General features: G+C 72.6%; 28 protein-coding genes. 22 read left to right on the top strand and 6 right to left on the bottom strand.

The features are described from left to right. The first annotated feature begins 92 nt into the window (after positions 1-92). From leuC to ACIBG4_RS39530, 4 genes are all read left to right on the top strand, one after another. Positions 93-1,478 carry a 3-isopropylmalate dehydratase large subunit gene (gene leuC / locus ACIBG4_RS39545; RefSeq protein ID WP_355448555.1) on the top strand — a complete coding sequence of 462 codons (1,386 nt, stop codon included), beginning with the start codon at positions 93-95 and terminating at the stop codon, positions 1,476-1,478. Between the two features lie 12 nt (positions 1,479-1,490). Beyond that, positions 1,491-2,078 (top strand): 3-isopropylmalate dehydratase small subunit, encoded by a 588-nt coding sequence (leuD, locus tag ACIBG4_RS39540; RefSeq protein WP_310708785.1) that lies wholly within the window; start codon positions 1,491-1,493, stop codon positions 2,076-2,078. Beyond that, positions 2,057-2,308, top strand: a complete 252-nt coding sequence (locus ACIBG4_RS39535; RefSeq protein ID WP_355448550.1) for a hypothetical protein — start codon at positions 2,057-2,059, stop codon at positions 2,306-2,308. Before leuD ends, ACIBG4_RS39535 begins: the two co-directional genes overlap by 22 nt. Positions 2,309-2,408: 100 nt before the next feature. Next, complete coding sequence (locus ACIBG4_RS39530; RefSeq protein WP_310708787.1) at positions 2,409-2,708, top strand: HU family DNA-binding protein; 300 nt, start codon at positions 2,409-2,411, stop codon at positions 2,706-2,708. A gap of 60 nt (positions 2,709-2,768) precedes the next feature. On the opposite strand, the gene ACIBG4_RS39525 is transcribed toward ACIBG4_RS39530, so the two are convergent. Further along, positions 2,769-2,981, bottom strand: coding sequence for a hypothetical protein (locus ACIBG4_RS39525; protein WP_310708788.1), 213 nt, complete (start codon positions 2,979-2,981; stop codon positions 2,769-2,771). A gap of 53 nt (positions 2,982-3,034) precedes the next feature. Here ACIBG4_RS39525 and ACIBG4_RS39520 point away from each other — a divergent pair, with 53 nt between their 5' ends. After that, a complete protein-coding gene (locus tag ACIBG4_RS39520; protein ID WP_397207416.1) occupies positions 3,035-4,276 on the top strand; it encodes an MFS transporter in 1,242 nt (413 codons plus the stop codon). Here the strand turns inward: ACIBG4_RS39520 and cofC are convergent. After that, positions 4,218-4,850 (bottom strand): 2-phospho-L-lactate guanylyltransferase, encoded by a 633-nt coding sequence (cofC, locus tag ACIBG4_RS39515; RefSeq protein ID WP_397207414.1) that lies wholly within the window; start codon positions 4,848-4,850, stop codon positions 4,218-4,220. The two genes, ACIBG4_RS39520 and cofC, sit on opposite strands and share 59 nt — an antisense overlap. An 88-nt stretch (positions 4,851-4,938) precedes the next feature. Between cofC and ACIBG4_RS39510 the strand changes: the two genes are divergently transcribed. From ACIBG4_RS39510 to ACIBG4_RS39500, 3 genes are all read left to right on the top strand, one after another. Then, a complete protein-coding gene (locus tag ACIBG4_RS39510; protein WP_355448537.1) occupies positions 4,939-5,649 on the top strand; it encodes a lysophospholipid acyltransferase family protein in 711 nt (236 codons plus the stop codon). Between the two features lie 4 nt (positions 5,650-5,653). Beyond that, entirely contained in the window at positions 5,654-6,664 is a 1,011-nt protein-coding gene (locus ACIBG4_RS39505) for an NAD(P)H-dependent glycerol-3-phosphate dehydrogenase (RefSeq protein WP_397207412.1), read from the top strand. 66 nt (positions 6,665-6,730) lie between these two features. Beyond that, positions 6,731-7,828 (top strand): D-alanine--D-alanine ligase family protein, encoded by a 1,098-nt coding sequence (locus ACIBG4_RS39500; RefSeq protein WP_310708794.1) that lies wholly within the window; start codon positions 6,731-6,733, stop codon positions 7,826-7,828. Between the two features lie 5 nt (positions 7,829-7,833). On the opposite strand, the gene ACIBG4_RS39495 is transcribed toward ACIBG4_RS39500, so the two are convergent. Together ACIBG4_RS39495 and ACIBG4_RS39490 are read right to left on the bottom strand one after the other, a co-directional pair. Beyond that, positions 7,834-8,259: a DUF3515 domain-containing protein gene (locus tag ACIBG4_RS39495; protein ID WP_310708795.1), complete on the bottom strand. Its 426-nt coding sequence runs from the start codon at positions 8,257-8,259 to the stop codon at positions 7,834-7,836. Positions 8,260-8,289: 30 nt separating this feature from the next. Then, a complete protein-coding gene (locus tag ACIBG4_RS39490; protein WP_310708796.1) occupies positions 8,290-8,523 on the bottom strand; it encodes an Lrp/AsnC ligand binding domain-containing protein in 234 nt (77 codons plus the stop codon). A 47-nt stretch (positions 8,524-8,570) separates the two neighbouring features. On the opposite strand from ACIBG4_RS39490, the gene ACIBG4_RS39485 reads away from it, so the two are divergent. The 3 genes from ACIBG4_RS39485 to thiD all read left to right on the top strand — a co-directional run bounded on the left by ACIBG4_RS39485 (position 8,571) and on the right by thiD (position 12,491). Then, positions 8,571-9,545: a thiamine-phosphate kinase gene (locus tag ACIBG4_RS39485; protein ID WP_397207409.1), complete on the top strand. Its 975-nt coding sequence runs from the start codon at positions 8,571-8,573 to the stop codon at positions 9,543-9,545. Positions 9,546-9,671: 126 nt separating this feature from the next. Further along, positions 9,672-11,588 carry a hypothetical protein gene (locus ACIBG4_RS39480; protein WP_397207407.1) on the top strand — a complete coding sequence of 639 codons (1,917 nt, stop codon included), beginning with the start codon at positions 9,672-9,674 and terminating at the stop codon, positions 11,586-11,588. A gap of 108 nt (positions 11,589-11,696) precedes the next feature. After that, complete coding sequence (gene thiD, locus ACIBG4_RS39475; protein WP_397207405.1) at positions 11,697-12,491, top strand: bifunctional hydroxymethylpyrimidine kinase/phosphomethylpyrimidine kinase; 795 nt, start codon at positions 11,697-11,699, stop codon at positions 12,489-12,491. Between the two features lie 74 nt (positions 12,492-12,565). Here thiD and rpmB read toward each other — a convergent pair whose 3' ends face one another. Then, complete coding sequence (gene rpmB / locus ACIBG4_RS39470; RefSeq protein WP_253772968.1) at positions 12,566-12,751, bottom strand: 50S ribosomal protein L28; 186 nt, start codon at positions 12,749-12,751, stop codon at positions 12,566-12,568. Between the two features lie 197 nt (positions 12,752-12,948). Between rpmB and ACIBG4_RS39465 the strand changes: the two genes are divergently transcribed. From ACIBG4_RS39465 to mutM, 8 genes are all read left to right on the top strand, one after another. After that, positions 12,949-14,505: a DAK2 domain-containing protein gene (locus ACIBG4_RS39465; protein ID WP_355448520.1), complete on the top strand. Its 1,557-nt coding sequence runs from the start codon at positions 12,949-12,951 to the stop codon at positions 14,503-14,505. 92 nt (positions 14,506-14,597) lie between these two features. After that, positions 14,598-16,796 (top strand): ATP-dependent DNA helicase RecG, encoded by a 2,199-nt coding sequence (recG, locus tag ACIBG4_RS39460; RefSeq protein WP_397207402.1) that lies wholly within the window; start codon positions 14,598-14,600, stop codon positions 16,794-16,796. Between the two features lie 296 nt (positions 16,797-17,092). Next, entirely contained in the window at positions 17,093-17,707 is a 615-nt protein-coding gene (gene rsmD / locus ACIBG4_RS39455; RefSeq protein WP_397207400.1) for a 16S rRNA (guanine(966)-N(2))-methyltransferase RsmD, read from the top strand. A gap of 26 nt (positions 17,708-17,733) precedes the next feature. Then, positions 17,734-18,210, top strand: coding sequence for a pantetheine-phosphate adenylyltransferase (gene coaD, locus ACIBG4_RS39450; protein ID WP_310708802.1), 477 nt, complete (start codon positions 17,734-17,736; stop codon positions 18,208-18,210). Between the two features lie 53 nt (positions 18,211-18,263). After that, positions 18,264-18,833 (top strand): YceD family protein, encoded by a 570-nt coding sequence (locus tag ACIBG4_RS39445; protein ID WP_397207450.1) that lies wholly within the window; start codon positions 18,264-18,266, stop codon positions 18,831-18,833. 1 nt (position 18,834) lies between these two features. Next, positions 18,835-19,014 carry a 50S ribosomal protein L32 gene (gene rpmF / locus ACIBG4_RS39440; protein WP_033409409.1) on the top strand — a complete coding sequence of 60 codons (180 nt, stop codon included), beginning with the start codon at positions 18,835-18,837 and terminating at the stop codon, positions 19,012-19,014. Between the two features lie 212 nt (positions 19,015-19,226). Beyond that, the gene (gene rnc, locus ACIBG4_RS39435; RefSeq protein ID WP_310708883.1) at positions 19,227-19,946 is read left to right on the top strand and encodes a ribonuclease III; all 720 of its coding nucleotides are present in this window, start codon (positions 19,227-19,229) and stop codon (positions 19,944-19,946) included. A gap of 1 nt (position 19,947) precedes the next feature. After that, positions 19,948-20,823 (top strand): bifunctional DNA-formamidopyrimidine glycosylase/DNA-(apurinic or apyrimidinic site) lyase, encoded by an 876-nt coding sequence (gene mutM, locus ACIBG4_RS39430; RefSeq protein ID WP_397207398.1) that lies wholly within the window; start codon positions 19,948-19,950, stop codon positions 20,821-20,823. On the opposite strand, the gene ACIBG4_RS39425 is transcribed toward mutM, so the two are convergent. Beyond that, on the bottom strand, positions 20,741-21,925 hold the full coding sequence (locus ACIBG4_RS39425) for an MFS transporter (RefSeq protein ID WP_397207396.1): 1,185 nt from the start codon (positions 21,923-21,925) through the stop codon (positions 20,741-20,743). The genes mutM and ACIBG4_RS39425 overlap by 83 nt on opposite strands. Before the next feature lie 79 nt (positions 21,926-22,004). Between ACIBG4_RS39425 and ACIBG4_RS39420 the strand changes: the two genes are divergently transcribed. The 3 genes from ACIBG4_RS39420 to ACIBG4_RS39410 all read left to right on the top strand — a co-directional run bounded on the left by ACIBG4_RS39420 (position 22,005) and on the right by ACIBG4_RS39410 (position 23,707). Then, on the top strand, positions 22,005-22,910 hold the full coding sequence (locus ACIBG4_RS39420) for a LysR substrate-binding domain-containing protein (protein ID WP_397207394.1): 906 nt from the start codon (positions 22,005-22,007) through the stop codon (positions 22,908-22,910). 136 nt (positions 22,911-23,046) lie between these two features. Beyond that, entirely contained in the window at positions 23,047-23,322 is a 276-nt protein-coding gene (locus ACIBG4_RS39415) for an acylphosphatase (RefSeq protein WP_310708807.1), read from the top strand. A gap of 190 nt (positions 23,323-23,512) precedes the next feature. Beyond that, complete coding sequence (locus ACIBG4_RS39410) at positions 23,513-23,707, top strand: hypothetical protein (protein ID WP_055505123.1); 195 nt, start codon at positions 23,513-23,515, stop codon at positions 23,705-23,707. Positions 23,708-23,779 lie beyond the last annotated feature (72 nt).

Raw genomic sequence — 23,779 nt, 5'->3', positions numbered from 1 at the left:
GGAGCGCCGGTCTCTGGACTGAGGAGCGACCGAGCTGCGATGCGGAGCATCGCCACAAGCAGGCGGAGCATCGCCTTGACCAGGAGGAGATCATGGGCCGCACACTGGCGGAGAAGGTCTGGGAGCAGCATGTCGTGCGCCGCGCCGACGGCGAGCCCGACCTGCTCTATATCGACCTGCACCTCATCCACGAGGTGACCAGCCCGCAGGCGTTCGACGGGCTCCGGCTCGCCGGGCGCAAGGTGCGCAGGCCCGACCTCACCATCGCCACCGAGGACCACAACGTCCCCACGGTGCTCGGCCCCATCGCCGACCCGGTGTCGAAGACCCAGGTCGAGACGCTGCGCAAGAACGCCGCCGAGTTCGGCATCCGGCTGCACCCCATGGGCGACGCCGGCCAGGGCGTGGTGCACATCATCGGCCCGCAGTTCGGCCTGACGCAGCCCGGCATGACGATCGTCTGCGGCGACTCGCACACCTCCACGCACGGCGCGTTCGGCGGCATCGCGTTCGGCATCGGCACCTCCGAGGTCGAGCACGTGCTGGCCACGCAGACCCTGCCCGCCTACCGGCCCAAGACCATGGCCATCGAGGTCTCCGGCGAGCTGCCCGTCGGCGTCACCGCCAAGGACCTGATCCTGGCCATCATCGCCAAGATCGGCACCGGCGGCGGCCAGGGCTACATCGTCGAGTACCGCGGCGAGGCCATCCGCAAGCTCTCCATGGAGGGCCGGATGACGGTGTGCAACATGTCCATCGAGGCCGGCGCCCGCGCGGGCCTGATCGCCCCGGACGAGACCACGTTCGCCTACCTCCAGGGCCGCCCGCACGCCCCCTCGGGCGAGCAGTGGGACCAGGCGGTCGAGTACTGGACGTCGCTGCGCACCGACGACGACGCCGAGTTCGACAAGGTCGTCGAGATCGACGCCTCGACGCTCACGCCGTACGTCACCTGGGGCACGAACCCCGGCCAGGGTCTGCCCCTGGACGCGTCCGTCCCGGACCCGGCGGGCTTCGCCGACCCGATCGAGCGCTCCGCCGCCGAGCGCGCCCTGGAGTACATGGGGCTGACCGCCGGCACGCCGCTGCGCGAGATCGAGGTCGACACCGTGTTCGTCGGCTCCTGCACCAACGGCCGCATCGAGGACCTCCGCTCGGCCGCCGAGATCCTGCGCGGCCGGCAGGTGAGGACGCGCACCCTCATCGTGCCCGGCTCGATGCTGGTCAAGCTGCAGGCAGAGCAGGAGGGGCTGCACGAGGTGTTCAAGGCCGCCGGCGCCGAGTGGCGCGAGGCCGGCTGCTCCATGTGCCTCGGCATGAACCCCGACACGCTCCAGCCGGGCGAGCGCAGCGCCTCGACCTCCAACCGCAACTTCGAGGGCCGCCAGGGCAAGGGTGGCCGCACCCATCTGGTGTCGCCGCAGGTCGCCGCCGCGACCGCCGTCACCGGCCGCCTGACGGCTCCCGCCGACCTCTAGGAGATCCCGACCATGGACGCGTTCACCACCCACACCGGTACGGCGGTGCCGCTGCGCCGCAGCAACGTCGACACCGACCAGATCATCCCGGCCGTCTGGCTCAAGCAGGTCAGCCGCACCGGCTTCGAGAACGGCCTGTTCGCCGCCTGGCGCGAGGACCCCGGCTTCGTCCTCAACGACCCCGCCTACCAGGGCGCCTCGATCCTCGTCTCCGGGCCCGACTTCGGCACCGGCTCCTCGCGCGAGCACGCCGTATGGGCGCTCCAGCAGTACGGCTTCCGCGTCGTGATCGCCGCCCGGTTCGGCGACATCTTCCGCAACAACTCCACCAAGATGGGCCTGCTGCCGGTCATCCTGCCGGGCGACAAGGTGGAGGAGCTCCAGGCCGCGGTGGAGGCCGACCCGACGCTCCAGGTGACGGTCGACCTGGACGGCCGCGAGGTCCGCTGGGCGGGCGAGGCCGTCGGCTTCGAGATCGACGACTACACCCGCTGGCGGCTCATGGAGGGGCTCGACGACATCGGCCTGACCCTGCGGCACGCGGAGGACGTGACGGCGTACGAGAATGAGCGGCAGCCATGGCTGCCGACGACCGTCTAGAGGACGACGAGCTGGCGCGGCGGTTGCGCGAGGCGCACCGCCGCGTCAACGCCGTGCTGGCCGGGCTTCCCGCCGACCGGAAAGAGCGGCTGGCGCGCAGATATCTGACGATCTGCGACCTCGCGAAGCGCGATCCGGTACGGGCCGCGGCCCGCCTGGATCTTCTTCTGGCCTCCCTGGACGGCGATTCCGACACGCCACGCGCACCCGAAAGCACGCCGGGTGATTGAGTTCGCCCGCAATCCGGCCTAGTTTCGGGAGTGTAAGGGGTTTCTACGTCGAACTTCGTTAGCTGGAACCCCGAGCCGTAACGGGGGGAGCACAACTTACATGAACAAGCGAGAGCTCGTTGACGCCATAGTAGAACGGGTCGGCGACCGGAAGACGGCGACCGAGGCGGTCAACGCGATCATCGACGTCGTCCAGAAGGCCGTGGCCGGTGGGGACAAGGTCTCGATCACCGGCTTCGGTGCCTTCGAGATGGTCCACAAGCCGGCGCGTTCGGCCAGGAACCCGTCGACCGGCGCCGAGATCAAGGTCCAGGAGAGCTGGGGGCCGAAGTTCCGGCCGGGGTCGGACTTCAAGGAGCTGGTGAACGCCGGCGGCAAGAAGGCCGCGAAGAAGAAGTAACGACGTCCCACCCGCCCGGTCCCCGTCTCGGGGGCCGGGCGTTCCTTTGCCCGGACCTCCTCACCCGGGAGGCTCGGGCACGGGGAACGTGGACAGCGTGACGTAGCTGATCTCCCCGTCCGTCATCGCCAGCCGCACCCGCTGACCCGAGCGGAGCAGCAGCAGCGGGCCCGCGTCGAAGGCGTGCGTCGCGAAGGGCAGCACGGTCCCGTCGTCGAGGAAGACCGTGCCGGAGCGGGTGACCTCGTCGAAGGTACGCACCGTGGCCTGCACGCGTACCAGCCTATTCCGTTTGCTCGGGCCGCCGAACGGAACTATTTCCACCTATGCGGTCGAACCCTGACTTCCAGCGCTTCGTCTGGGCGAACGCGGTGACCCAGATGGGCACCCAGGTCACCACCGTCGCCCTGCCCCTGGCCGCCGTCCTCACCCTGGACGCCGGCGCCCTGGAGCTGGGGCTGCTCGCCGCCGCCCAGATGGTCGCCTTCCTCCTCGTGGGGCTCCCGGCCGGCGTCTGGGTGGACCGCGTGCGCCGGCGGCCCATCCTGGTCTGGTCCGACCTCGTGCGCGGCCTGGCGCTGGCCACGGTCCCGCTCGCGGCCTGGGCGGGCGTCCTCACCCTGCCGCAGCTCTACGCGGTGGCGCTGGTCGTCGGGTTCGGCACGGTGTTCTTCGACGTGGCCCACATGAGCCTGCTGCCCGCCGTCGTGCCCGAGGACCGGCTCGAACGCGGCAACGGCGCCCTGGAGGTCACCCGCAACGTCTCCCTCCTGGCCGGCCCCGGCGTGGGCGGCTGGCTCGTCAACGCCCTGACCGCGCCCGTCGCCCTGCTCGCCGACTCCGCCAGCTACCTCGCCTCCGCGCTGCTCCTGTCCCGCGTACGGGCCGAGGAGCGGCCGGTACGGCGGGAACGGCGGCGGCTGCGCCGGGAGATGGCCGAGGGCCTGGCCTTCGTCGCCCGTGAGCCGGTGCTGCGCCGCGTCGCCGCCGGCGGGGCGCTGGCCATGGCGGCCAACAGCGTCTGCTCGGTCGGCTTCCCGCTCTACCTGGTCAAGGAGCTCGGGGTCGGGCCGGGCGCGTACGGACTGCTGCTGTCAGCCTCCGCCTGCGGGGCGCTGGCCGGCGCGGCGCTGGTGCCGCGGCTGACCGCCCGCTTCGGCACGGGCGCCACCCTGTACGGCTCGGCGGCGCTGGCCACGGTGCTCTACCTGCCCGCGCTGGGCACCGGGCCCGGGTGGCGCCTGGCGTTCCTGCCCGCGGCCGGGGCGCTGTTCGGCGCGGCCAGTTCGGTCTTCGGCGTCGCCCAGCTCAGCCACCGGCAGCGCGTCACCCCCGGGCACCTGCTGGGCCGCGTCAACGCCGCCATGCGCTTCCTCATGTGGGGCGCCGTGCCGCTGGGCGGGCTGCTCGGCGGAGCTCTGGGGGAGCGGGCGGGCGGTTACGCGGTGTTCGCCACGGGCGTCGCCGCGCTCGGCCTCTCCCACCTGGCGGTCGTCACCGCGCCCCGGCTCAGGACGGCCACAGCTCCGCCACCACGGCCGCGGTGTGCGGACCGAGACCCAGCCTGACGGCCGCGCGCAGGTCGTCGGGGGTGTCCACGTCGCGCCGCACCGAGTCGACGCCGTCGAGGCACAGCTCCTTGGCCCCGCCCGCCAGGTGCCTGGCCCGCGACTCCCCGCCGAAGCGGGGCGTGAACGGCAGCCCGGCCCGCACGCCGTAGAAGGTGGTCCCCACGTCCAGCGCGTCCGGCACGAACGCCTGGTCGAACTCCGCCGCGGCGGCCAGCACCACGGCCAGCTCCGCGGGCCGCAGCGCGGGCAGGTCCGCCTGCAGCGCACCCACGGGATCACCGGGGGCCAGGCGTACCGCATGGGCGGCGCCCGTGCGCAGCGCGGTGTTGAGCCCGCGGTCGGGGTCGTGCACCACGTCCGCGCCCAGCGCGGCGAGCGGCCCGGCGGCGGCGGGGTCGGCGGTCACGACGATCACCCGGGCCACGGCCGGGCAGGCCAGCGCGGCCGACACGGTGTCACAGGCCACGGCGACGGCCAGCCGCGTACGATGCGGACCGGTCGCGGCGGCCAGCCGCGTCTTCGCCGCGACCAGCGTCTTCACCGGGACGACCAGTGACCAGCGGTTGCTCATAGGGTTAAGCATCGCGCCTCGACATCCCACGCGGCCAACCGGGAGACTTGGGGCGCGATACGTTCGTGTTGGAGGGTTGGAGGAGAGCATGAGGCGCCTCACGCGACCATCGCGTTTCTGGGAGACCCTGGCCGTGGTGATCGTGAAGCCACTGTCGCTGCTCCTGGTCAGGCATGACTGGCGCCATGGGGAGCGGATCCCGCGTGCGGGCGGTGTCATCATCGCCGCCAACCACCTGTCGTGGTCCGACCCCGTGCTGCTGTCCCATTTCCTGTACAACAACGGGCGCTGGCCGGTCATCCTGGCCAAGGCGGCACTGTTCCGGGTGCCGCTGCTCGGCCACGCCGTGCGCTCCTTGTGCGCGATCCCCGTCGAGCGGGGCAGCAGCGAGGCGGCCAGGTCGCTGGAGGCCTCGGAGCAGCGGCTGCGCGACGGCGGTGCGATCTTCTTCTACCCCGAGGGCACCTGCACCCGCGACCCCGGCCTGTGGCCGATGGTGGGCAAGACCGGCGCCGCCCGGCTGGCCCTGGCGAGCGGCGCCCCGGTGATCCCCGTGGCCCACTGGGGGGCGCAGGAGCTGCTGCCGTACGGGGAGAAGAGGCCCAGGCTGTTCCCGCGCAAGACGTTCCGCGTGTCGGTGGGGCCGCCGGTGGACCTGTCGCGGTACTCCGGCAAGCCGCCGCAGGGGCAGGTGCTGCGCGACGCGACCGCCGACATCATGGCGGCGATCACCGTGCAGCTCGCCGAGCTGCGCGGCGAGAAGGCGCCCGAAACTCCCTACGACCCGGCCGGACGGTGACCCGATGACGAAGGCGGCGGTGTTCGGCACCGGCTCGTGGGGCACCACGTTCGCCATGATCCTGGCCGAGGCGGGCAACGGGACCACGCTGTGGGGGCGGCGGCCGGAGCTGGTCGAGGCGATCGACCGTACCCACACCAACCCCGACTACCTGCCGGACGTGACGCTGCCCGCCTCGCTGCGCGCGACGACCGACCCGGCCGAGGCACTGGACGGGGCCGACTTCGTGGTCCTGGCCGTGCCGTCGCAGACGCTGCGGACCAACCTGGCCGCCTGGCGCGCGCACATCCCGCCGGACGCGGTGCTGGTCAGCCTGATGAAGGGTGTCGAGCTGGGCACCACCAAGCGGATGAGCGAGGTGATCCGCGAGGTGGCGGGCGTCCCCGAGGAGCGGGTGGCGGTCGTCTCGGGCCCCAACCTCGCCAAGGAGATCGTCCAGCGTCAGCCCGCCGCCACCGTCGTGGCGTGCAGCGACGAGAGCGTGGCCGCGCGCCTGCAGAGCGCCTGCCACCTGCCGCCGTGGTTCCGCCCCTACACCAACACCGACGTGGTGGGCGTGGAGCTGGGCGGCGCGGTCAAGAACGTCATCGCGCTGGCCGTCGGCGTCGCGGTGGGCATGGGCATGGGCGACAACGTCGCCGCGATGCTGATGACCCGGGGGCTGGCGGAGATCTCGCGGCTGGGTGCCGCGCTCGGGGCCGACCCGCACACGTTCGCCGGGCTGGCCGGCATGGGCGACCTGGTGGCGACCTGCACCTCGCCGCTGTCGCGCAACCGCACGTTCGGCGAGCGCCTGGGCCGCGGCATGACGCTGGAGGAGGTCGTGGCCGCCACCAAGCAGACCGCCGAGGGCGTCAAGTCGTGCGAGTCGGTGCTGGAGCTGGCCAGGAAGCACGACGTCGAGATGCCGATCACCGAGGTGGTCGTGGGCGTCGTCCACGACGGCATGTCGCCCAGCGAGGCGGGCATGCTGCTGATGTCCCGTTCGCCGAAGCCTGAGCGTTATGGGGTCTGACCATTGCGGACAACACCGGCGTGCTTGGCTCGCTGTGGTGCGGACACGCCGGTAGATTCGGACGTCATGAGCAAGCCACGTGTCGCCGTCGTTTTCGGGGGTCGTAATTCCGAGCACGCCGTGTCCCTGATGGGCGCGGGCAGCGTGCTGGAGGCGATCGACAAGGACAAGTACGAGGTGATCCCGGTGGGGATCGCCCAGGACGGCAGGTGGGTGCTCGCCGCGGCCGGCCAGCGGTTCGCCATCGAGGAGGGAGAGCTGCCCAGCGTCGACACCTCAGGCGCCGCGCTCGCCGTGCCGCCTGGGCAGGGCTCGCTCGTGGCCTACGACCCGGGCAGCATCCCGGTCGAGCTGGGCACGGTGGACGTGGTGTTCCCGGTGATGCACGGGCCGTTCGCCGAGGACGGCACGATCCAGGGGCTGCTGGAGATGGCCGGCGTGCGGTACGTCGGCTCCGGGGTCCTGGCCAGCGCCGTCGGCATGGACAAGGCGTACATGAAGACCGTCATGGCCGCGGCCGGGCTGCCGGTCGGGCGGTACGTGGTGGTGCGCGACCGCGACTGGCGGCTCGACCGGGAGCGGGTGCTGAAGGAGGCCGAGGAGCTGCTCGGCTGGCCGGTGTTCGTCAAGCCGGCGCGGGCCGGCTCGTCGCAGGGCATCTCCAAGGCGCACGACCGGGCGACGCTGGCCGAGGCGGTGGAGACGGCCCGGCGGCACGACCCCAAGGTGCTGGTCGAGGCGGCGGTCGAGGGGCGCGAGATCGAGTGCGCGGTGCTCCAGTCGCTCGGCGACGAGCCGTCGCGGGCGTCGCTGCCCGGCGAGGTGCGGGTCGAGGGCGGCCAGGAGTTCTTCGACTTCGAGGCCAAGTACTACCCCGACCAGATGTCGCTGACCGTGCCCGCCGACCTGCCGGGCGAGGTGGCGGAGGAGCTGCGGGCGATGGCCGTGCGGGCGTTCGAGGCGCTGGAGTGCGAGGGGCTCGCGCGGGTGGACTTCTTCTACACGCCCGAGGGCCGGATCGTCTTCAACGAGATCAACACGATGCCGGGGTTCACGTCGCTGTCGGTGGCGCCGCAGCTGTGGGCCGCCTCCGGGATGAGCTATCCGGAGCTGGTGGACCGGCTCGTCCAGCTCGCCCTGAACCGTCCGGCCGGATTGCGCTGACCCGCTCAGGGCTTCGGCGTGACCTGGCCGATCGGGTCCGAGAGGTCGGCGAGCACCTGGGGGGCCACGTGCGTCCCGGCGATCGTCACCTCCACGTACAGCGGGGCCGCGACGGCCGTGTAGAGGGTGGGCTTGTCGGGGTCGGCGAACCAGCCGACCCCGTCGATCTCCTGGAGTTGGTCGGTCGGCGCCATCCGGGCCGGTCGCGGCACGCCGCAGCGCAGCGCGATCTCCCCTTCACCCCAGACGGCCACGTACGGCGACTCGGGGACGGACGTGCCGCGTGCGGCGCCGTCCAGCGTGCGGGGCAGGACCCCGGACAACCGTTGGCAGGCCGAGGCCGCCTCGCCCTGCGGGGTGGGCGGCTCGACCTGGACGGCCCCGCACGCGGCGAGCGCGAGCAGCAGCGGCGCTATGGCGGCGGCACGCATGGACGGCGAGTTCTCCCGGAAAGATCTACCTCAGATGTGCACGATCGGGCATGTCAGGGTCCGTGTGATCCCCTCGACGCCCTGGATCTGGGCCACGACGAGTTTGCCCAGCTCATCGACGTTGCGGGCCTCCGCGCGCACGATCACATCGTACGGTCCCGTCACGTCCTCGGCCTGCGTGACTCCGGGGATGCCGGAGATCTCGCCAGCCACGCTCGCCGCCTTGCCGACTTCGGTCTGAATAAGGATGTAGGCCTGCACCATTACGTCCTCCCGGGCGATTGGATCACGCCGAAGGGCCACCGTACCCTGTGTGGGTCAGGAGGTGTGTCATCAGAGTCGGAGATCTCGGCGAATTCGGAGCGGTAAGGCGTATTTCCGGACGTCTACCGCAAGGAGCCACTGTTCTACTCGGACCGGGCGATGATGCCGCGATGGTCGGTGCGCCGGACGGGCGCGTCGTGGTGTCAACGGACCTCTTGATTGAGGGTAGGCACTTCCGGCGCGATTGGTCCAGCGGCTATGACGTGGGCCGGAAGGCGGCGGCCCAGAACCTCGCCGACGTGGCCGCCATGGGCGCGGTTCCGACGTCTCTCGTGGTCGGGCTGGGCATGCCGGCGGATCTGCCGGTCAGCTGGCTCGACGCGCTGACCGACGGGTTCCGCGACGAGTGCGCGGTCGTGGGGGCGAGCGTGGCCGGGGGCGACATCGCCCGCAGCGACCTGGTGGTGCTCGGGGTGACCGCGCTCGGCGACCTGGGCGGACGGGCCCCGGTGACCAGGTCCGGGGCGCGTCCCGGCCAGGTGGTGGCCGTGGCGGGGCGGCTCGGCCACGCCGCGGCGGGTCTCGCTCTCCTGGAGGCCGGTCGTGACGTCCCGCGGGAGGCGGGGGCGCTGTTCGAGGCGGTGGAGGCGCACCGGCGGCCGTGCCCGCCGTACGAGCAGGGGCCGGAGGCGGCGCGGCTGGGCGCCACCGCGATGCTGGACGTGAGCGACGGGCTGCTGCAGGACCTCGGGCACATCGCCCGGGCCGGCGGGGTGCGGGTGGAGGTGGACCCGGACGCCCTCGTGGTGGGGAAGCCGGTGGCCGCCGCCGCCGAGGAGCTCGGGGCCGATCCTCTCGACTGGGTGCTCACGGGCGGTGAGGACCACGCGCTCGCGGCCGTGTTCCCGGCCGAGGCACGGCTCGGGTCGGCGTGGCGTGTCGTGGGGGCCGTCGTGGCCGGCGAAGGCGTGACCGTACGGGGACGTGCCGTCGGACAGGGTGGCTGGGATCACTTTCAGTGACATGATGTCCCGTTTTGCGGGATATTTCCCCAATATGAGATGTGACTCACGGGAATACTGGGACAAAGTCGTAGCGAAGGTGTTATGAAGATTGGCGGCCACTGTAACCGGCAAGAAAGGGCAGCCATGGGCCGCCACGGCACAGGTGGATCCGACGACGCGAGCGAACGGGGGAACGGCAGGTCCGACGACTCTCAGGACGAGGACTTCGGACTGACCGACCGTGCCGCGCATTGGGCCGCCGCGCCGGATCCGACCGCCAGGAGCTCCTTCTGGGACTCCGACGACCAGCAGGCCGAGCCGCCAGGCTGGCCGGAGCCGCCGGACCAGGTGGGGGTGACGGGTCAGTGGGCGCCGATGCCCAAGCAGGAGCCCGGCCCCGCCGTCCGCCGCCCGGAGAACGATCCGTTCGAGACCACCGGAGCCCTGCGGCCGCCCCCGCGGGGCGCGGCCGGCCCGGGACCGGCCGCGGAGCAGCCGTTCGAGACGACGGGTGCCTTCGTACGGCCTCCGAACTGGGACGAGCCCGGGGTCTGGGACGCGCCCGCACGCGGCGAGGTCGGAGACAGCACACAGACCTTCGGCATGCCGCAGGACTTCGGCGGCGATCGTCCGTCGAGCCCCAACGTGTTCGGGGGTGACGCTCCTTCGGGTCCGCATGGGTTCGGCGGTGACCGTCCGTCCAGTCCCAACGTGTTCGGGGGCGACGCTCCTTCGGGTCCGCATGGGTTCGGCGGCGATCGTCCGTCCAGTCCCAACGTGTTCGGGGGCGACGCTCCTTCGGGCCCGCAGGCGTTCGGGCCCGCCGACCCGCACGCGACCGCACCTGGGGCGCCGCACGGGTTCGGGCCCGCGGACCCGTTCGGAGCCGCGGGCCGGCGACCGGCCGGGGCCGACGCCACGCAGGTGTTCGGGCAGGACCGGGACGCGTCCGGGCAGACGCAGGCGCTCCAGCCTCCGGCGGGCGGTCCGCCCGCGCCCGGCGACGTCAAGGTGTACGGCAGCCCGACCATGATGGACCTGCAGGGCCCTGAGTGGTCGGAGCGGCCCGACAACGGGTTCCTCGGCTCCGGCTGGTCCGGCGACGACGAGCCCGCCGGAGAACGCGATCCCGAGCGCGGCAGGGGCCGTGACGGGGAGCGTGACGGCGGGCGGGACGGTGAGCCCGAGCCGCGCCGCCGCGGGCGCCGCAAGTCCCCGTCCGGCGACGCCGACCCGTTCGCCGAGCCGCCGGCCAAGGGCCGGGGCCGCCTCGCGCTGCTCTCCGTGGCGGCCGTGGCCGTCGTGCTGGGCGGCACCGTGGCGGGCGTGAAGCTGATGAGCGGAGGGTCGCAGCCGTCCGGCTGCCCCGGCGACGGCTGCGTCGCCGTACAGCCGACCAACCAGTCCGGCCCGCAAGGCTCCCAGCCCGTCGAGGAGGACACCGAGCCGGCGGAGGACGAGACCGGGGAGCCGACGGAGGAGCCCACGGGCAAGACGGCGCAGCCCACCGGGACTCCCGGTCCGCAGGCCACGACCGGCACCCGCGTCCCGCGCCGGACCGCCTCGCCTCAGCCGAAGCCCACCAAGACCAAGAAGCCGGCCAGGGCCACCGAGGAGCCGCTGCCGACGAGCTTCCAGGCGACCGAGACGACCATTCCGTCGGAGGTCGCCACGATCACGGTCACGGACCCCGCGGACAACACTTCGGGCAACCCGGCGCCGACGGCGCCGGCCACCGAGACGGCGGCGCCCATGGGCGGCGGCTCGGTCAGCCTCGGCTTCAGCGTGGTCAGCCAGCGGCTGACCGGCTACACGGCCCACCTGGACGTGGCCAACGCCTCGCCGCAGGCGCTCAAGTCCCTCACGGTGTCGGTGCCGGTGAAGGGGCGCGTGCTGAACATGACGGGCGCGGAGTGGACGCAGGACGGCGATCTGCTGATCATCGACCTGCCGGACTCGCTGGACGAGGGCGACTCGACCGAGATCACCTTCACCGCCACGGGCCGTGCCACCGAGCCGCGGAACTGCGGCCTCGTGGGCGGGGACTGCGCCGTCGACTGACGTCACCAGGGCGGGCGGCGCAAGGGTCGCCCGCCTCCTGCTGTCGCCCCTCCCGGAGCGCCCTGCCGGCCGCGGAGGGCGCGGACGGTGGAATGGTTGGATGGGGGCATGACCGTTACGACCCCTCCGCGTGTATTGACCGTCGCCGGATCCGACTCCGGCGGCGGCGCGGGCATCCAGGCCGATCTCAAGACCATGCTGGCCCTGGGTGTCCACGGCATGAGCGTGATCGCCGCCGTGACGGCCCAGAACTCCGTCGGCGTCCAGGGCTACTGGGAGCTGCCCGCCGAGGCCGTGCGCGCCCAGCTCGACTCCGTGCTGGGCGACATCGGTGCGCAGGCCGTCAAGACCGGCATGCTCGCCTCACCCGAGCTGGTCGAGGTCGTGGCCGTGACGCTCGGCGCGTACGAGGCGCCGGTCGTGGTCGATCCCGTGGGCGTGTCCAAGCACGGCGACTCCCTGCTCGCGCCCGAGGCCGTCGAGACGATGCGCACGCGGCTGCTGCCCGTCGCCACCGTCGTCACGCCGAACCTGTGGGAGGTCGAGCAGCTCACCTCGGTCAAGGTCGAGGACGAGGACGGCATGCGGCGGGCCGCCGACGCGGTGCTGGAGCTGGGCCCCGCCTGGGCGCTCATCAAGGGCGGGCACCTGCCCGGCGAGCCGGTGGACCTGCTGACCGACGGCGTCCGCGAGTACCGCTTCACGGCCGAGCGGCTCGACAACCGCCACACCCACGGCACGGGCTGCACGCTCGCCTCGGCGATCGCCTCCCACCTCGCGATGGGCGAGGACGTGCCGGGGGCGGTGGGCAAGGCCAAGGAGTACGTCACGGGGGCGATCCGGCTGGGTTTCCCGCTCGGCGACGGCATCGGCCCGGTGGACCACGCCTGGCGGTGGCGCTGATCGCCCGTCGCTCCTCGGGCATGACGAAAGCCCGCCGCTCGGCCGGGAGCGGCGGGCTTTCGCGAAGATCGGTACTAGCGGGTGACCTTGCCCGCCTTGATGCACGAGGTGCACACGTTCAGCTTCTTCGGCGTGCCGCCGACGACCGCGCGAACCGTCTGGATGTTGGGGTTCCAGCGGCGACGGGTGCGGCGGTGGGAGTGGGAAACGTTGTTGCCGAAGATCGGGCCCTTGCGGCAGACATCGCAGACGGAAGCCACGGTATCGCTCCTTAAAACAGTCGATGTAGCCCTGTCCGCTGATGGTCGTCGGGCGGAGGGCATGCCGGGACAACCGGCCAGCCAGACGAGGATATCCGATCCACGCCACCAGGTGCGAACTGGAGCACTGGACTGGGACAGATGCGGCGATATCCTCCTCGTTCAACGGTAGCGCACTCGGGAGGTCGTAGCACCGCATGGAGGTTCTCGACCCGCCCCGGGTACGCCGCTGGGCCCGCCTGGCCGCGGACGCGCTGGGCAGGTCACGGGCGGAGATCGACGCGCTCAACGTGTTCCCCGTCGCCGACGGCGACACCGGCACGAACCTTCACCTGACCATGCTGGCCGCCGCCGAGGCCGTCGAGGCGCTGCCCGACGACGTGGACCGCGCGGTGGTGTGGCAGACGCTCGCGTACGGCGCCCTGGTGGGCGCGCGCGGCAACTCCGGCGTCATCGTCAGTCAGGCCCTGCGCGGGCTGGCCGAGGAGCTGAAGGACGGCTCCGACCTGAGGGCCGGCCTGGTCAGGGCGTCGTCGCTGGCCAGGGAGGCGGTCGCCCGGCCCGTCGAGGGCACGGTCCTGAGCGTGCTGGGCGCGGTGGCGGGAGCCGTGCGGGAGGCCGACGGCGACCTGGCCGAGATCGCGCGGCGGGCCGCGCGGGAGGCCCGCGCCGCGCTCCGCCGCACCCCCGGGCAGCTCGACGTGCTGGCGCGCAGCGGTGTCGTGGACGCGGGCGGCGCCGGGCTGGCGATCATCCTGGAGTCGCTGGCGGCCGTGGTGACGGGCTCCTCCGGCGATCGGTACGGCGAGCGGTACGAGGTGCCCGCCCCGACGGCGCGCGTGTCACCGATGACCGAGGTGGGCGCGGGCTACGAGGTGATGTACCTGCTGGACGCCGACGACGCCGCGGTGGCCACGCTGCGCGAGGAGCTCGACGCGATGGGCGACTCGCTGGTGGTCGTGGGCGGCGACGGGCTGTGGAACGTCCACGTCCACGTGGACGAGGCCGGACCCGCGGTGGAGGCGGCGCTGCGGGTGGGGCGGCCGTACCGGATCAGGATCACGTACCTCGCCGAGCGGACCCACCGCGGCGACGCGGGCAGGGGCGTGGTGGCCGTCGCCGCCGGCGACGGCATCGCGGCGCTGTTCGAGGAGTGCGGCGCGGTGGTCGTGCGGCGGGAGCCGGGCACGCGGCCGTCGCTGCCGGTCATGCTGGCCGCGATCAGGCAGGCGGGCGGCGAGGTCGCCGTGCTGCCGAACGACGAGGGCGCCCAGGCGGTCGCCGCCGCGGCTGCGGAGATCGCCCGGGAGGACGGCGTCGTGGTCAGCGTGCTGCCGACCCGGGCGACGGTGCAGGGACTGGCGGCGCTGGCCGTCCACGACCCGCTGCGCCGCTTCGACGACGACGTGGTGGCGATGACCGGCGCCGCGGGGCACACGCGCCACGGTCACCTGGTGACGGCCCGCAGGGAGGCGGTCACCAGCGCGGGCGTGTGCCGGCCCGGTGACGTGCTCGGGCTGATCGACGACGACGTGGCGGTGATCGGCCGTGAGCTGGGGGAGGTGGCCGTCGCCGTCGTGGACCGGATGGTCGCGGGCGGCGGCGAGATGGTCACGCTGGTCACGGGCGCGGACGCGCCCGAGGACCTCGCGGGCGCGGTGGGGGAGCACCTGCGGGCCACCCGGCCGGACGTGGACCTGGTGGTGTACGCGGGGGAGCAGGGCGGCTACCCGCTCCTCATCGGCGTGGAGTGAGCGGGTGGCGCCGGTGAGCGGGCGTGGCGGCGCGGCGATTCGGGGGGCGCGACATGCGTTCCTGTCGGTCGCAGGCGGTAGAACATAGTGCCGTGAGCCGTTTCGACGAGCCGCTGACCAAGGCGCTCGACCCGAAGACCGCCAAGCTGCTGCACAGCGTGCTCGGCCTGGAGACGGTCGGCGACCTGCTGCGCCACTACCCCCGCCGCTACGCCGAGCGCGGCGAGCTGACCGCGCTCGACGCGCTGGAGGTCGACGAGCACGTCACCGTGGTCGGCGAGGTGAGCCGGCTCATGCGCAAGCCCATGCGCAACCGCGGCGGCACCTGGCTGGAGGTCGAGGTCGTCGACGCCGCCCGCAACAAGATCTACCTGTCGTTCTTCGGCAAGGGCTCCCACGTGGCCGAATCGCGGCTCAAGCCGGGGCGGCGCGGCATGTTCGCCGGGAAGGTCGGTCTCTTCGGCTCCCGGACACACCCGCGCTGGCAGCTCTCGCACCCCGAGTTCGAGCTGTTCGAGGAGAGCGAGGCCGGCGCCGAGGAGTTCTCGGCCGCGCCGGTGCCGATCTACCCGGCCGGCAAGGATCTGACGCCGTGGGTGATCAGGCGGGCCGTGGGCGTCGTGCTCGACACGCTGGGGCCGCTGGCCGACCCGCTGCCCGGCGACCTGCGCGCCCGCCACGGCCTGCGCGACCTGGCCGAGGCGCTGGAGGCGGTGCACCGGCCGAAGGACTTCGCCGACGTGCAACGGGCCCGCGACCGGCTCAAGTTCGACGAGGCGTTCGTGCTCCAGGCCGTGCTGCTCCAGCGCCGGCAGGCGGCGACCGCCTGGCCCGCCAAGGCCCGCCCGCGCCGCGGCGACGGCATCCTGGCCGACTTCGACGCGCGGCTGCCGTTCGAGCTGACCGAGGGTCAGTCCCAGGTCGGCGAGGAGATCGCCGCCGACCTGGCCCGCGAGCACCCGATGCACCGGCTCCTGCAGGGCGAGGTCGGCGCGGGCAAGACCGTGGTCGCCCTGCGGGCGATGCTCCAGGTGGTCGACGCGGGCGGCCAGGCCGCGCTGCTGGCGCCCACCGAGGTGCTCGCCCAGCAGCATCACCGCTCGATCACCGCCATGCTGGGCGACCTCGCGCAGGGCGGCATGTTCGGCGGCACGGCCGTCACCCTCCTCACGGGCTCCATGGGCGCCGCCGCCCGCCGCGCCGCGCTGCTCGACGCGGCCTCGGGCACGGCCGGCGTCGTCGTGGGCACGCACGCCCTGTTGCAGGAGCACGTCCAGTTCGCCGACCTCGGTCTGGTGGTGGTCGACGAGCAGCACCGCTTCGGTGTGGAGCAGCGCGACGCGCTGCGCGAGAAGGCCGGCGGCGGGCGCCCGCACGTGCTCGTCATGACCGCGACCCCGATCCCGCGCACGGTCGCCATGACCGTCTTCGGCGACCTGGAGGTCTCCACGCTGTCGCAGCTGCCGTCCGGGCGCGCGCCCATCACCACCCACGTGGTGCCGGCCGCCGAGAAGCCCCACTTCCTGGAGCGCACGTGGGAGCGGGTGCGCGAGGAGGTCGCCCTTGGCCGGCAGGCCTACATCGTCTGCCCGCGCATCGGCGACCTGGAGGGCGACGAGGGCGACCTGGAGGCTCGGCTGGGCGAGTCCGGCGAGGAAGCGTCGGGGGAGGAGCGCCGGCCGCCGCTGGCCGTCCTGGACGTCGCCCAGCTGCTGTCCGAGGGGCCGTTCCACGACCTGCGGCTCGGCGTCCTGCACGGCAAGCTGCCGCCGGAGGAGAAGGACGCGATCATGCGGGCGTTCAGCCGGGGCGAGCTGGACGTGCTGGTGGCGACGACGGTGATCGAGGTCGGCGTCGACGTGCCCAACTCCTCAGTCATGATCATCATGGACGCCGACCGGTTCGGGGTCTCGCAGCTCCACCAGCTCCGCGGCCGCGTCGGCCGGGGCGGGCTGCCGGGGCTGTGCCTGCTGGTGTCCGACTTCCCGGAGGGCACGCCCGCGCGGGCGCGGCTCGACGCGGTGGCCGCCACGCTCGACGGGTTCGAGCTGTCGCGGGTGGACCTGGAGCAGCGGCGTGAGGGCGACGTGCTGGGCGCGGCCCAGTCGGGCAAGCGGTCGTCGCTCAAGCTGCTCCAGCTCCTGCGCGACGAGGACGTGATCGAGGCGGCCCGGGACGAGGCGGCGCGGCTGCTGGCGGCCGATCCCGAGCTGTCGGCGCACGAGGCGCTGCGCGCGGAGATCGACCGGCTGCTGGCCGACGAACGCGCCGAATACCTGGAGAAGGCGTAACCACCTGGACAACCGGGGCGCCGCGGGGGAGCGGCGGAAACAGGTGCTGGGCCCAGCCATGGGGACGGCCTCCCCCCGAATGCCGTCCCCGGCTGGGCCCACCCCTCGGGTCAGGTGCCGAGGGAACCGGCGTGCGGAAGGGCTCACGACCACGCCGGTCGGCCTTCTGATGGGTCACCTCGAAGGCCGCAGACCCATCATGCGTGGCCGGTGGGGCGATGGGAATCACCCTTGCGTCTTCGAGGCCGACACTTGTCCACTCTTGACCTGCGCCGACGTGCGCGAGAATGGCTCACATGACTCGGATCATCGCGGGCAGCGCGGGCGGGCGACGCCTGGCGGTCCCGCCGGGGCGCGGCACGAGACCGACCAGCGACAGGGCCAGGGAAGGCATCCTCTTGACGCTCGACTCCCTGGGCGGGGTGAGGGGGTCCCGGGTGATGGACCTGTACGCGGGGTCGGGGGCCGTCGGGCTGGAGGCGCTGTCGCGGGGCGCGGAGCACGCGCTGCTCGTCGAGTCCGATCCCAGGGCCGTCCGGGCCATCAGGACGAACGTCCGGGAGCTGGGGCTGACAGGGGCGCGGGTGGTGGCGGACAAGGTCGAGCGGTTCCTGGGCCGGCCGGGCGGGGACGTCGCAGGGCAGGGCCGGGGTGGGGAAACTCACACCGACCCGGTCGGGCCGTACGACATCGTGTTCGCCGATCCGCCGTACGCGGTGTCGGACGAGGAGGTCACGCGGGTGCTGGAGCTGCTGCGCGACCGCGGGTGGCTGGCGGAGGACGCGGTGGTGGCGTTCGAGAGGGAGACCCGGGGAAAAGCCCTGGTATGGCCGGAAGGTTACGTTGAGGAGAGGGTTCGCCGTTATGGCGAAGCGTCCGTTTGGTACGGTCGCGCCGCCGGTAATCCGTAGACCTGCCCGCTGACCAGGGAGGCGTCTTGCGCCGCGTTGTCTGCCCGGGGTCCTTCGACCCCATCACCAACGGTCACCTCGACATCATCGCCCGGTCCGCCAGGCTGTACGACGAGGTCACCGTGGCCGTGCTCATCAATGTGGAGAAAAGCAGCCTCTTCACGGTCGACGAGCGGATCGAGGTCCTCCAGACCGTGACCAAGGAGTTCCCGAACGTCACGGTGCGCAAGTTCCACGGGCTCCTCGTCGACTTCTGCAAGCAGAACGACATCCCGGCCATCGTCAAGGGCATCCGCGTGGTCAGCGACTTCGACTACGAGCTGCAGATGGCCCAGCTCAACTACCGGCTGTCCGGGGTCGAGACGCTGTTCATGCCGACCAATCCCGAGTACTCGTTCCTGTCTTCCAGCCGGGTGAAGGAGATCGCGCGGTACGGTGGGGACGTGTCCGGCCTGGTCCCCGACCTGGTGCACAAGCTGCTCGTCGAGCGGCTCAGGGGCTGACCGCCACCTGGTATCCTTTCATTTCGGCCTTGTACGACGGCGACAGTTCCGCCATGCCTAGCGAGAGCAGGATGACTCAGCACCTCGACCCCCGCTCGCCTTGGGTGATCTCCACTCACGACCTGGGAAAGCGGTCGGGGACGATGAGGCAGATGACTCTGTCCCTCCCGGCTCCGGCGAATCTCGGCGTCGACATGATCGGCGTTCCCAAGGACGCCGAAGTCGAGCTGGACCTCCGGCTTGAAGCAGTGATGGAAGGCGTGCTCGTGTCCGGCACGGCGCAGGCCCCGCTGGGCGGGGAGTGCGCGCGGTGTCTCGACCCGTTGTCCTCGGACCTCGAGGTCGATCTGCAGGAGCTGTTCTTCTACTCCGACGAGGACGCCTCGGAGGACGACTCGCTGATGGACGGGGAGCTGCTCGACCTCGAGCCGACGTTCCGTGACGCGGTGGTGCTCGCACTGCCGTTGAGCCCGGTCTGCCGCGACGACTGTCCGGGACTCTGCACGGAGTGCGGGATCAAGCTGGCCGAGGCCGGCGACGATCACCGGCACGAGAAGATCGACGCTCGCTGGGCGTCGTTGCAAGGTCTGGTTTCCGAGAACGATAACGATCAGGAGAAGTGACGTGGCCGTCCCGAAGCGAAAGATGTCGCGGAGCAACACCCGCGCCCGTCGCTCCCAGTGGAAGACGACTGCTGTCGCCCTGGTGAGCTGCCCGCAGTGCCGTTCGCCCAAGCAGCCGCACATCGCGTGCCCCACCTGCGGCACCTACAACCGTCGTCAGGTCATCGAGCCGTCCGCCTGATCTCGCAGTTGACGTGATGCCGACCGGGTGCCATTGTGCCCCGGTCGGCGTGAACGTCTCAGTTGCGCACGGCGGCGGCTCGCCCGCGGTCGTGGTGGACGCCGGGGCTCTGTACCCCCCGACGCCCACCACGTTTTCGGGCATCCTCCGCGGCCGTCGCGGCATGTGAAGGTGTCCGAGGAGGAAAACCCGTGGGCGCAGGTCCCAAGCCGGTGGCCGTCGAGGTCGCCAGAGCAGAGCTGGAGCGAGTGCTGTCGATCAGCATCGACTCCGACATCCTGGAGCGGGCGTTGACGCACCGCTCCTACGCGTACGAGAACGGCGGCCTGCCCACCAACGAGCGCCTGGAGTTCCTCGGCGACTCGGTGCTGGGCCTGGTGGTCACCGACACCCTCTACCGCAACCACCCCGACCTGCCCGAGGGGCAGCTCGCCAAGCTGCGGGCCGCGGTGGTCAACATGCGCGCCCTCGCCGACGTGGCCCGTGGGCTCGGTCTCGGCCGGTTCCTGCGGCTCGGCAGGGGCGAGGAGGGCACCGGAGGGCGCGACAAGTCCTCGATCCTGGCCGACACCCTGGAGGCGCTGATCGGCGCCGTCTACGTGGACAAGGGGCTCGACGAGGCGTTCCGGGTGGTCCACGTGCTGTTCGACCCGCTGATCGTGCGCTCGGCCTCGCTCGGCGCCGGGCTCGACTGGAAGACCTCCCTGCAGGAGCTCACCGCCTCCGAGGCGCTCGGCGTCCCCGAGTACCACGTCGAGGAGAGCGGCCCCGACCACGCCAAGTCCTTCACCGCGGAGGTGCGCGTCGGCGGCGAGTCCTACGGGGCGGGCAACGGGCGCAGCAAGAAGGAGGCCGAGCAGCAGGCGGCCGAGGCGGCGTGGACCCGCATCCGGGCCCGCCGCGAGCAGCGCGAGAGCCAGCCGGCGGGCTAGGTTGCCTGAGCTGCCGGAGGTCGAGGTCGTCCGGCGCGGCCTCGCGCAGTGGGTGGCCGGGCGGGAGATCGCCTGGGCCGAGGTGCTGCACCCGCGGGCGGTGCGCCGGCACGTGCCGGGCGCCGAGGAGTTCGCCGCGCGGCTGAAGGGCCGTGTCGTGCTCTCCGCCGAGCGGCGCGGCAAGTACCTGTGGCTCCCGCTGTCGGGCGCCGAGGAGGCGCTGCTGGCCCATCTGGGCATGAGCGGCCAGCTCCTCGTCGTGGAGCCGGACTCGCCGGCGGAGAAGCACCTGCGCGTACGGCTCGCCTTCCAGGACGGCGGCCCCGAGCTGCGCTTCGTCGACCAGCGCACGTTCGGCCATGTCATGCTGACGGCGCTGGAGGGCGGCGTGCCCGCGCCGATCTCGCACATCGCGCCGGACCCGTTCGAGGAGGCGTTCGACGACGACCGGTTCGCCGCCGCCCTGCGCCGCAAGGACACCGAGATCAAGCGGGCCCTGCTCGACCAGACGCTGATCAGCGGCGTCGGCAACATCTACGCCGACGAGGCCCTGTGGCTGGCCCGGCTGCACTGGGCGCACCCCACCCGCACGCTCACCCGGCCGAAGATCGCCGAGCTGCTCGCCGCGGTCCGCGAGGTGATGACGGCCGCGCTGCGCCAGGGCGGCACGTCGTTCGACAGCCTGTACGTCAACGTCAACGGCGAGAGCGGCTACTTCGAACGCTCCCTGGAGGCGTACGGCCGGCGTGACCGGCCCTGCTCCCGCTGCGGCAGCCCCATCGTCCGTGACGCGTTCATGAACCGCTCGTCCTTCTCCTGCCCCACATGCCAGCGGCGGCCGCGGCGGCCAGTGACAGCCCCGCGCCGAGCCACATGACGGCGGGGACCGACATCCCGTCCACCACCCGGCCGCCGGTGAGCGCGCCGAGCGAGATGGCCGCGTTGAAGACGGCGGTCAGCATGGCCGTGCCCGCCTCCCCGCCGCCGGCCCTGACGATCCAGATCTGCACCGTCACCGACACGCCCCCGTAGGCGACGCCCCACAGCAGGAGCAGGGCCGCCACCGGGCCGATCGAGCCCGGCACGGCGGCGAGGAGCGCGGTGGCGCCCGCGATGAGCAGGGCGAGCGTCACCAGCGTGCCCCTGGGGTGCCGGGCCGCCCGCGCGCCGGCGGCGAAGTTGCCCGCCACGCCCGCGACGCCGTACCCGAGCAGGACGGCGCCGACGGCGGCGGCACTCGCGCCCGCACCGTCTCGCGGGGCCTGCTCCAGGAACGGCCGGACGTAGGTGTAGGCCGCGAAGTGGCCGGTCACCACGAGAGCGGTCACGATCAGCACGATCCTGGACGGCCCGGTCCGCCACACCGCCCACAGGTCGGACAGGCGCGCGGCCCGCTCGGCGGGCAGCGGCGGCAGCAGCCTGGCCAGCACCACGCACAGGACGGCGGCGAGCAGGGCGACGGCTCCGAACGCCACCCGCCACCCGGCGGCGGAGGCGGCCAGCGTCCCGGCGGGCACGCCCAGCACGGAGGCCACCGCGATCCCCGAGGCGATCGTCGCCGCCGCCCGGCCGATCCGCGGCTCCGGCACCAGCCGTACCGGCAGGCCCATCGCGTACGTCCAGAACCCGCCGATGCTCACCCCGGTCAGGACCCGCGCCGCCAGCATGACCGGGTAGGCCGGCGCCAGGGCGGCCACCAGGTTGGCGGCCGCGAGCAGGGCCATCAGCGCGCACAGCACCGTCCGGCGGTCCAGGCGCCGCGCGGCCAGCGTCATCACCGGCGCGGACACGGCCGCCACCAGGCCCGGAGCGGTCATCATGAGCCCCGCCGTGCCGTCGGACACGCCCAGCTCGGCGCCGATCGGGGTCAGCAGGCCGACGGGCAGCATCTCACTGGTGACGATGGCGAACGTGCCCGCCGCGACCGTGGGCACGGCGAGCCGGTGCGACACGGTCGTGGTCTCAGGTGTGATGGTCATGGCCTCCACCTTTCGGTGGTGGCGCCGGGGGAACAATGACGAGACGCTCAGGCTTGGTTTAGCTGGACTAAGGGGTGACATGGAGTTCAGGGAGCTGGAGTGCTTCGTCGTCCTCAGCGAGGAGCTTCACTTCGCGCGGGCCGCCGACCGGCTGTACCTGTCGCCGGGGCGGGTGAGCCAGCTCGTGCGGTCGCTGGAGACGCGGATCGGCGCCCGGCTGTTCGACCGGACCAGCAGGCGGGTGCGGCTGACGCCGCTCGGCGAGCGCTTCCTGGCGGACCTGCGCCCGGCGTACGACGGGCTGCGGGAGGCGGTGGAGCGGGCCCGGGCGGCGGCCCGTCAGGTGACGGGCGTGCTGCGCGTCGGCTTCCTCGGCACGCCGACGGAGCTGGTGACCGAGGCCGTGCGGGCCTTCGAGGCGCTGTACCCGTCGTGCGAGGTGCGGCTGGTGGAGGTGCCGCTGTCCGACCCGTTCGGCAAGCTACGGGCGGGCCTGGTGGACGTGACGTTCACGCTGCTGCCGGTGGACGAGCCGGACCTGGAGACGGGGCCGGGTCTCAACCGGGTGCCCGTCAGCCTCGGCCTGCCCGTCGGCCATCCGCTCGCGGGCCGGGACGCCGTCGACGCGGAGGAGCTGGCGGGCCTGCCGCTGATCGAACCGGGGGGACCGGCGCCGCGCGCCTGGCGCGAGCTGCTCGCCCCGGCGGGCACCCCGGCGGGCCGGCCCATCCCCCGAGGAGGTACGGTCGCCACCAGCCAGGAGGGCATCACGCTGGTGGCGCTGGGGCGCGGCGGGATGCTGTTCTGCACGCCGACGGCGGCCTACCACGAGCGTGGTGACGTGGTGTTCGTGCCGGTGACGGGCCTGCCCGCGTCGGTGCTCGGGCTGGTGTGGCCGAGAGCCGGCGCGACGGCCGCGGCGCGCGCGTTCAGCGAGACGGCCGCGGGCGTGGCGGGCCCCGAGGCGGCCCGCAGGGTGGCGTGAAACGGCCGCGGAGGCCCGCAGGCATGCCCGGAACAGCGGCGGCCGGGATGGCCGGGAAAGCGGGGCCGGGATGGCCGGGAAAGCGGGGCCGGGATGGCCGGAACGGGTGGCCGGGGATGACCGGAAGGGGTGGGGCATGGAGGACGTACGGCTGACCGCCTGGGTGAGGGGGCGCGTGCAGGGCGTGGGGTTCCGCTGGTGGACCCGGGCGCGGGCGCTGGAGCTGGGCCTGGAGGGCTGGGCGCGCAACACGGACGACGGCCGGGTGGAGGTGGTCGCCGAGGGGCCGCGTGAGGCGTGCGTCAAGCTGCTGGAGCTGCTCAGGGGTTGCGACACGCCGGGCAGGGTCGATGGAGTAGTGGAGAGGTGGAGCGAAGTCCGAGGTGGTTTGGGTGGTTTCCGGGAGCGGTAGCCGCTTTCGCGAAACGGGCCAAATGGGGTATAGTTATATGTCGGGAGTGCCCCACGAGGGGTGTGGCGGTTCGTTCGACTTGACCGCCCACACTGCCGGTGCGACTCTTGTTAAGTACCACGCGCACCCCTCCCGCGGAATAAGAAGTGCGCGAACCAGTCTGGTCACTCAGCGTGGAGGACCCTTTACCATGGCGAAGGCTCTACTCGGCCACGTCGGTGGTCCTGACCCTCGGATGGTCTCGGAGATGCGGCGCTTGCAGCAGCGGATCCGTGACCTGGAGGCAGAACTCATCCGGCTTCAGGCTCAGAATGACGCTCTTGCGGCGCAAACCCGCGATGAGGCGCTCAGCCGCATGCAGGAGCGCGAGCCGGCACTCACCTGAGAGTGATCGGAACGCAAGATTGAGGGACGTCTCGGCGAGGCGTCCCTTGTTATTTGCCCTCGTTCGGGATGT

This window comes from Nonomuraea sp. NPDC050383, from assembly GCF_044459125.1.
Taxonomy (GTDB): domain Bacteria; phylum Actinomycetota; class Actinomycetes; order Streptosporangiales; family Streptosporangiaceae; genus Nonomuraea.
Note: the sequence above shows the minus strand (reverse complement) of the source record. Positions and strands in the feature narration are given on the sequence as shown.